Source organism: Amycolatopsis sp. NPDC059021 (genome assembly GCF_042739895.1).
Classification (GTDB): Bacteria; Actinomycetota; Actinomycetes; order Mycobacteriales; family Pseudonocardiaceae; genus Amycolatopsis.
Map to the genome: position 1 here is coordinate 2,427 of NZ_JBHYIQ010000087.1, position 5,278 is coordinate 7,704.

4 protein-coding genes are annotated in these 5,278 nt (G+C 72.8%); all 4 read right to left on the reverse strand.

Features of this window, described 5'->3' with window-relative positions:
* Positions 1-114: 114 nt before the first annotated feature.
* The 4 genes from purH to ACFWX1_RS36325 all read right to left on the reverse strand — a co-directional run bounded on the left by purH (position 115) and on the right by ACFWX1_RS36325 (position 5,091).
* Positions 115-1,677, reverse strand: a complete 1,563-nt coding sequence (purH, locus tag ACFWX1_RS36310; RefSeq protein ID WP_378394334.1) for a bifunctional phosphoribosylaminoimidazolecarboxamide formyltransferase/IMP cyclohydrolase — start codon at positions 1,675-1,677, stop codon at positions 115-117.
* On the reverse strand, positions 1,667-2,284 hold the full coding sequence (purN, locus tag ACFWX1_RS36315) for a phosphoribosylglycinamide formyltransferase (RefSeq protein ID WP_378394335.1): 618 nt from the start codon (positions 2,282-2,284) through the stop codon (positions 1,667-1,669). The genes purH and purN overlap by 11 nt, the downstream gene beginning before the upstream one ends.
* Before the next feature lie 74 nt (positions 2,285-2,358).
* A complete protein-coding gene (locus ACFWX1_RS36320; RefSeq protein WP_378394336.1) occupies positions 2,359-4,095 on the reverse strand; it encodes a DUF6350 family protein in 1,737 nt (578 codons plus the stop codon).
* A 171-nt stretch (positions 4,096-4,266) separates the two neighbouring features.
* The gene (locus ACFWX1_RS36325; protein ID WP_378394337.1) at positions 4,267-5,091 is read right to left on the reverse strand and encodes a DUF5336 domain-containing protein; all 825 of its coding nucleotides are present in this window, start codon (positions 5,089-5,091) and stop codon (positions 4,267-4,269) included.
* Between the last annotated feature and the right edge of the window lie 187 nt (positions 5,092-5,278).

Here is a 5,278-nt window from a genome sequence, read left to right on the forward strand (position 1 = left end):
TGATATACTTGGTGGATCCGCTGTCCGCCGACCGGCGGCTCCGCGGTGCGCGAGGGGGCTGTGCCCACCGGGGCATCACCCCCCCCCCCGGCGGCATGGCCATGGCCCGCTGGCTCAGTGGGCGAAGTGGCGGGTGCCGGTGAGGTAGAGGGTGATGCCGGCGGCCTCGGCGGCGGCGATGACCTCGGGGTCGCGGATCGACCCGCCGGGCTGCACCACCGCGCGGACGCCCGCCTCGATGAGCACTTCGAGGCCGTCCGGGAACGGGAAGAACGCGTCGGACGCGCCGACCGAGCCCTTGGCCCGGTCCCCCGCCCGCGACACCGCGAGCCGCGAGGAGTCGACGCGGTTGACCTGGCCCATCCCGACGCCGACCGTGGCGCGGTCGTGCGCGAGCAGGATCGCGTTGGACTTCACCGCGCGCAGCGAGCGCCACGCGAACTCCAGGTCCGCCAGGGTCTGCTCGTCGGCGGGCGCGCCGGTGGCGAGCTGCCAGTTCGCCGGTGAGTCGCCGGGCGCGTCGATCGCGTCGACGGTCTGCACCAGCAGGCCGCCGGAGATCGGCCGGAACTCGATCGGGTCCGGGTTCTCGATCACCGGTAGCTGCAGCAGCCGTACGTTCTTCTTGCGCTGCAGGATTTCCAGCGCCTCGGGCTCGAAGCTCGGGGCGAGCACGACCTCGGTGAACACCTCGGCGATCTGCTCGGCGGCCTCGCGGCTGACCGGCCGGTTCGTGGCGATGACGCCGCCGTACGCGGAAACCGGGTCGCACGCGTGGGCCTTGCGGTGGGCCTCGGCGACGTCGACGCCGACCGCGATGCCGCACGGGTTGGCGTGCTTGATGATCGCGACGGCGGGCTCGGCGAAGTCGAAGGCGGCGCGGCGCGCGGCGTCGGTGTCGACGTAGTTGTTGTACGACATGGCCTTGCCGTGCAGCTGCTCGGCGTGCGCGAGGCCGGGCCGGTGGTGCCGGTAGAGCGCGGCCTTCTGGTGCGGGTTCTCGCCGTAGCGCAGGACGTCCGCGCGTTCCCAGGTCGCGCCGGTGAAGTCGGGGAAGCCGGAGTCGTCCGCCGGTGCGTAGACGTTGGCGAACCAGGACGCGACGGCCGTGTCGTACGCGGCGGTGTGCGCGTAGGCCTGCGCGGCGAGCCGCTTGCGGTCGTTGAGGTCGAAGCCGCCTTCGGCGACGCGCTCCAAGACCCATTCGTAGCGGGCCGGGTCGACGACGACCGCGACGCTGCCGTGGTTCTTCGCGGCGGCGCGCACCATGGCCGGGCCGCCGATGTCGATGTTCTCGACGCAGTCCTCGGGGCTCGCGCCGGAGGCGACCGTCTGGGTGAACGGGTACAGGTTGACCACGAGCAGGTCGAACGGCGCGATCTCGAGCTTGCGCAGCTGGTCGACGTGGTCGGCGTTGTCCTGGTCGGCGAGCAGCCCGGCGTGCACGCGCGGGTGGAGCGTCTTGACCCGGCCGTCGAGCGACTCGGGGAAGCCGGTGACCTGCTCGACCGGGGTGACCGGGACGCCGGCGTTCGCGATGACCTTGGCGGTGCCGCCGGTCGACACGATCTCCACGCCCGCCGCGTGCAGCCCGGTGGCGAGCTCGAGCAGGCCGGCCTTGTCCGAGACGCCGATCAGTGCCCGGCGGATGGGGCGCCGTCCTTGGTCAGTGCTCACGAAAAGTCACCTTTCGTCCGTCGATAGTGCAGCCACCACGGCCCAGCCGCTCGATTGTTTCCACCAGGAGCCTGCGTTCCACGGCCTTGATCCGCTCGTGCAGGACGTCTTCGTCGTCGCCGGGCTCCACGGTCACCGCCTCCTGCGCGATGATCGGCCCCGTGTCCACCCCGGCGTCCGCGAAGTGCACGGTCGACCCGGTGACGCGGACGCCGGCGGCGAGCGCGTCGCGCACCGCGTGCATCCCGGGAAAGGACGGCAGCAGCGCCGGGTGCGTGTTCACCACCGCGAAACGGCCGAGGAACTCGCCGCCGAGGATCTTCATGAACCCGGCCGAGACGACCAGGTCGGGCTGGTAGGCGGCGGTGGCCTCGGTCAGCGCCTTGTCCCACGCGGCGCGGTCGGGATGGTCGGCGACCCGCACGGTGAACGACGGGACGCCCGCACGCTCGGCCCTGGCCAGCGCCTCGATGCCGAGACGGTCGGCGCCGACGGCGACGATCTTGGCGGGATAGCCGGACCGGCCGGCGGCGTCCAGCAGCGCTTGCAGCAGCGTGCCCGATCCGGAGGCGAGCACGACGATCTTCACCGGAGTGGGCAGGTCCAAGCGGCTGGCCAGAACGGGCTCCTTGCTCGGCGATGCGCCCCGGGCGCACGGCGCTTCAGCAGGTCGCGTCAACCCTAACGGTCGGCTCCCGGGGACGTGTCGTCGCCGGACCCCTCGGTGGACTCCGTCACAGGCCCCGGCTCCTCCGCCCTCGGCGCGGGCTCTTCCTCGGGCTGGTCCAGGCCCTTGTCCACGACGATGTCCTCGGGCAACTCGAGCCCGAGTTCCGCTTCGGCCTCGGCGTCGAATTCCTCGTCGTACTCGGCGTCGTACTCGATCTCCGCCCGAGCTACCCCGCCGTCCACCCCGTTTTCGTCGTCCCCCACCTCTAGGGTGTCGGGTAGGGGGCCTTCGGGCGGTGCGAACGGTCCATTCGCTCCGTCGGCGTCGCTGTCGGCCTCCTCGGCGTCGCTGTCGGCCTCCTCGGCGTCGCTGTCGGCCTCCTCGGCGTCGCTGTCGGCCTCCTCGGCGTCGCTGTCGGCCTCCTCGGCGTCGAGGTCGTCGGCCTCGTCACCGTCCTCTTCGGACGCTTCGTCCTCCCCGGACTCTTCCGCGTCAGCGGCCTCGTCGGTGTCGGCAGTGTCGGCAGTGTCGATGTCGGGCAGGTCCTCATCGAGCTCCGCGGGCGGCCGGGCCGGGGCGTGCGCCCCGGCGAAGAAGGTCACGAAGCCACCGGGGATGACGATCCAGCAGAAGGCCACGATCGAGGCCACGCCGACCGGGATGCTCACCGGGTCGAACGGCCCGTCGGCGAGCCGGCCGCCGGCAAGCGTGCCGAGCACGACGCAGCCGAAGCCGACCAGCGCGCCCGCGATGGCGACGGTGCGCACGCGTGCCGCGGGGTCCTCGTCGATCCGGCGGACCGACCAGCCGACGAGCCCACCGGCGAGCGCGGGCAGGACGAGCAGCACGGACCACCAGGCCGCGTGGTGCTCGGGCACGCCACCGAGCAGCGGCAGGCCCGGCACGGGCCCGCCGGAGGAGCCGAAGATGCCCGCCGAAGCCGTGCCGATGGAGAATCCCGGCCCGGTCATGAACGACAGCGCGGCCACGACCGCGTTGGGCAGGTAGAGCAGCGAGAGCAGGAAGAGACCGAAGCTGCTCCCGGCACCCGGCGCGAACAGCTTGTCCACTGTGGACGCCGAAAGCGCGGTGGCGAGTGCGAACACGAGCGCGCCGCCGAGCACCAGCGCGGCGAGGCCGAGCGCGCCCGCGCGCAGCCCGCGCACGGCGAGGGGATCGAGACGGTCGCGCACGATGCCGGGCAGGCCGCAGCGGCGGACCACGCCGATCGTCGCGGACAGCCCGCCGAACAGGCCGGGCACCACGAACGCGGTGAACGGGTTCGCGGACACCGGGGCGCCGAGCGAGAGCACCGCGATGATCAGGCCGAAGACGGCGTGCGCACCGGCGATCACGGCGATGACCGGCACCGCCCGGCGTGTGCTCCGGCAGCCGAGCCGCCGCGCGGCGCGGGTTCCCGCCCGCATGGCCAGCAGCACCACGCCGAGGGTGGGCAGCAGAGGCAGCACCCCGAGTGGGTGACCACCGATGTCGAGCCGCACCTGGTGCGCGGCGAGCCAGCCGGGGCCCGCGGCGAGCAGCGCGCCGGCGGCCGAGAACGTCGCCCGCTCCGCGGTCAGCGTGACGAGCGCGAGCAGCGTGGCGACCACGGCATAGCCGGTGACCAGCGGACCGAGCGCGGCGGCGAGCAACACCCGCACCCGCTTCGCTCCGGTGACCGCGTCGGGCTCGGGGTCGCTCACCGGCTCGTCGCCCGGCGGGCGTTCGGGTCGGGTGAGCAGCTCCATGATCGCCACCCTGACATCCGGACTGGTCCGTCCGGGTGAGCCACGCCGCCCTTCCGGGGCGTGGCGAACCTAACCCACCCGGTCGGGGCAAAAGCCCCGAAAGACCAACACCCACTGTGACACCGCCGGAGCGGAAGTCACAGTGGGTGCGAGGTGTTGCCGGTCGGTGGCTCAGCTCTGCTTGCCGAACCCACCGGGCGGAGTGCCCGGGTTCTGCTGGCCCTGCTCGCCCGAGGAGGGCTGCTGGAAGAACTGGCCCTGCTGCGGCGCGTAGGTCGTGGCCTGCTGGGTCGGCGGCGCGGCGGGCGGCGAGAAGGTCGTCGGCTGCGAGAACGGCGCGGACGGCTCACCAGCCGCGGCCACCGGACCCTGCGGTGCCTGCTGGCCCGGCTGCTGCTGGCCGTACTGCTGCTGCGGCCCTGGCTGACCGAACTGGCTCGTCCCCTGCTGGCCGGGCTGGCCGAACTGCGGGCCGTACGGGCTCTGCGGCGCGGCGGGCTTCGGCGCGGGCGGCTTGACGACGTCGTGCGCGAGCAGCAACGCGCCGACCGCGAGCAGCATCTGCAGGATGCCGAGGATGAAGATCACCGTGACGATGCCGGGCACGGAGACCCCTTCGCGGACGCCGATGATCTCGTCCAGCGTCTCGAACGCGCCGAGCAGGCTGAACAGCGCGGCGAACGGCAGCGCCTTCGGGCCCTTCGGCAGCACGTACAACGCGGCGAGCAGACCGCCGACGAGGAGGAAGAGCGTCTCCTGTCCGACGACGCTCGCCTCGTCGGAGAAGCCGATGAAGTACTGCACGACGCCGAGCACGGTCACGGCGAGGGCCAGCAGCATCGGCAGGTTCTGCGGAATCGCGGCACCCTGCGCCGCGGGCGCCGGAGCCTGCGGGGGCGCCTGCGGAGGGAAGGCGCCCGAGTGGGGCGGGTTGTGGGGCGGCTGCTGGCCGCCACCCTGCTGGGGGTAGCCAGGCCCACCACTGGGGAAGGTCATCGATGCTCTCCTGTCGCTTGACCGGCAACCCCGGAGCGCGCGGTACACCGGGGACGGAACGTGGCGGCTGTGCTCACCGAACGCTAGCGCACCCGGAGGCAAGCCTCTGTACGGGCCGTGAGACGTCCGGTTCACCCGATCGGTTCACATGGTCCCGAACGCCGACGGGGCCGGACACCCATTGTGG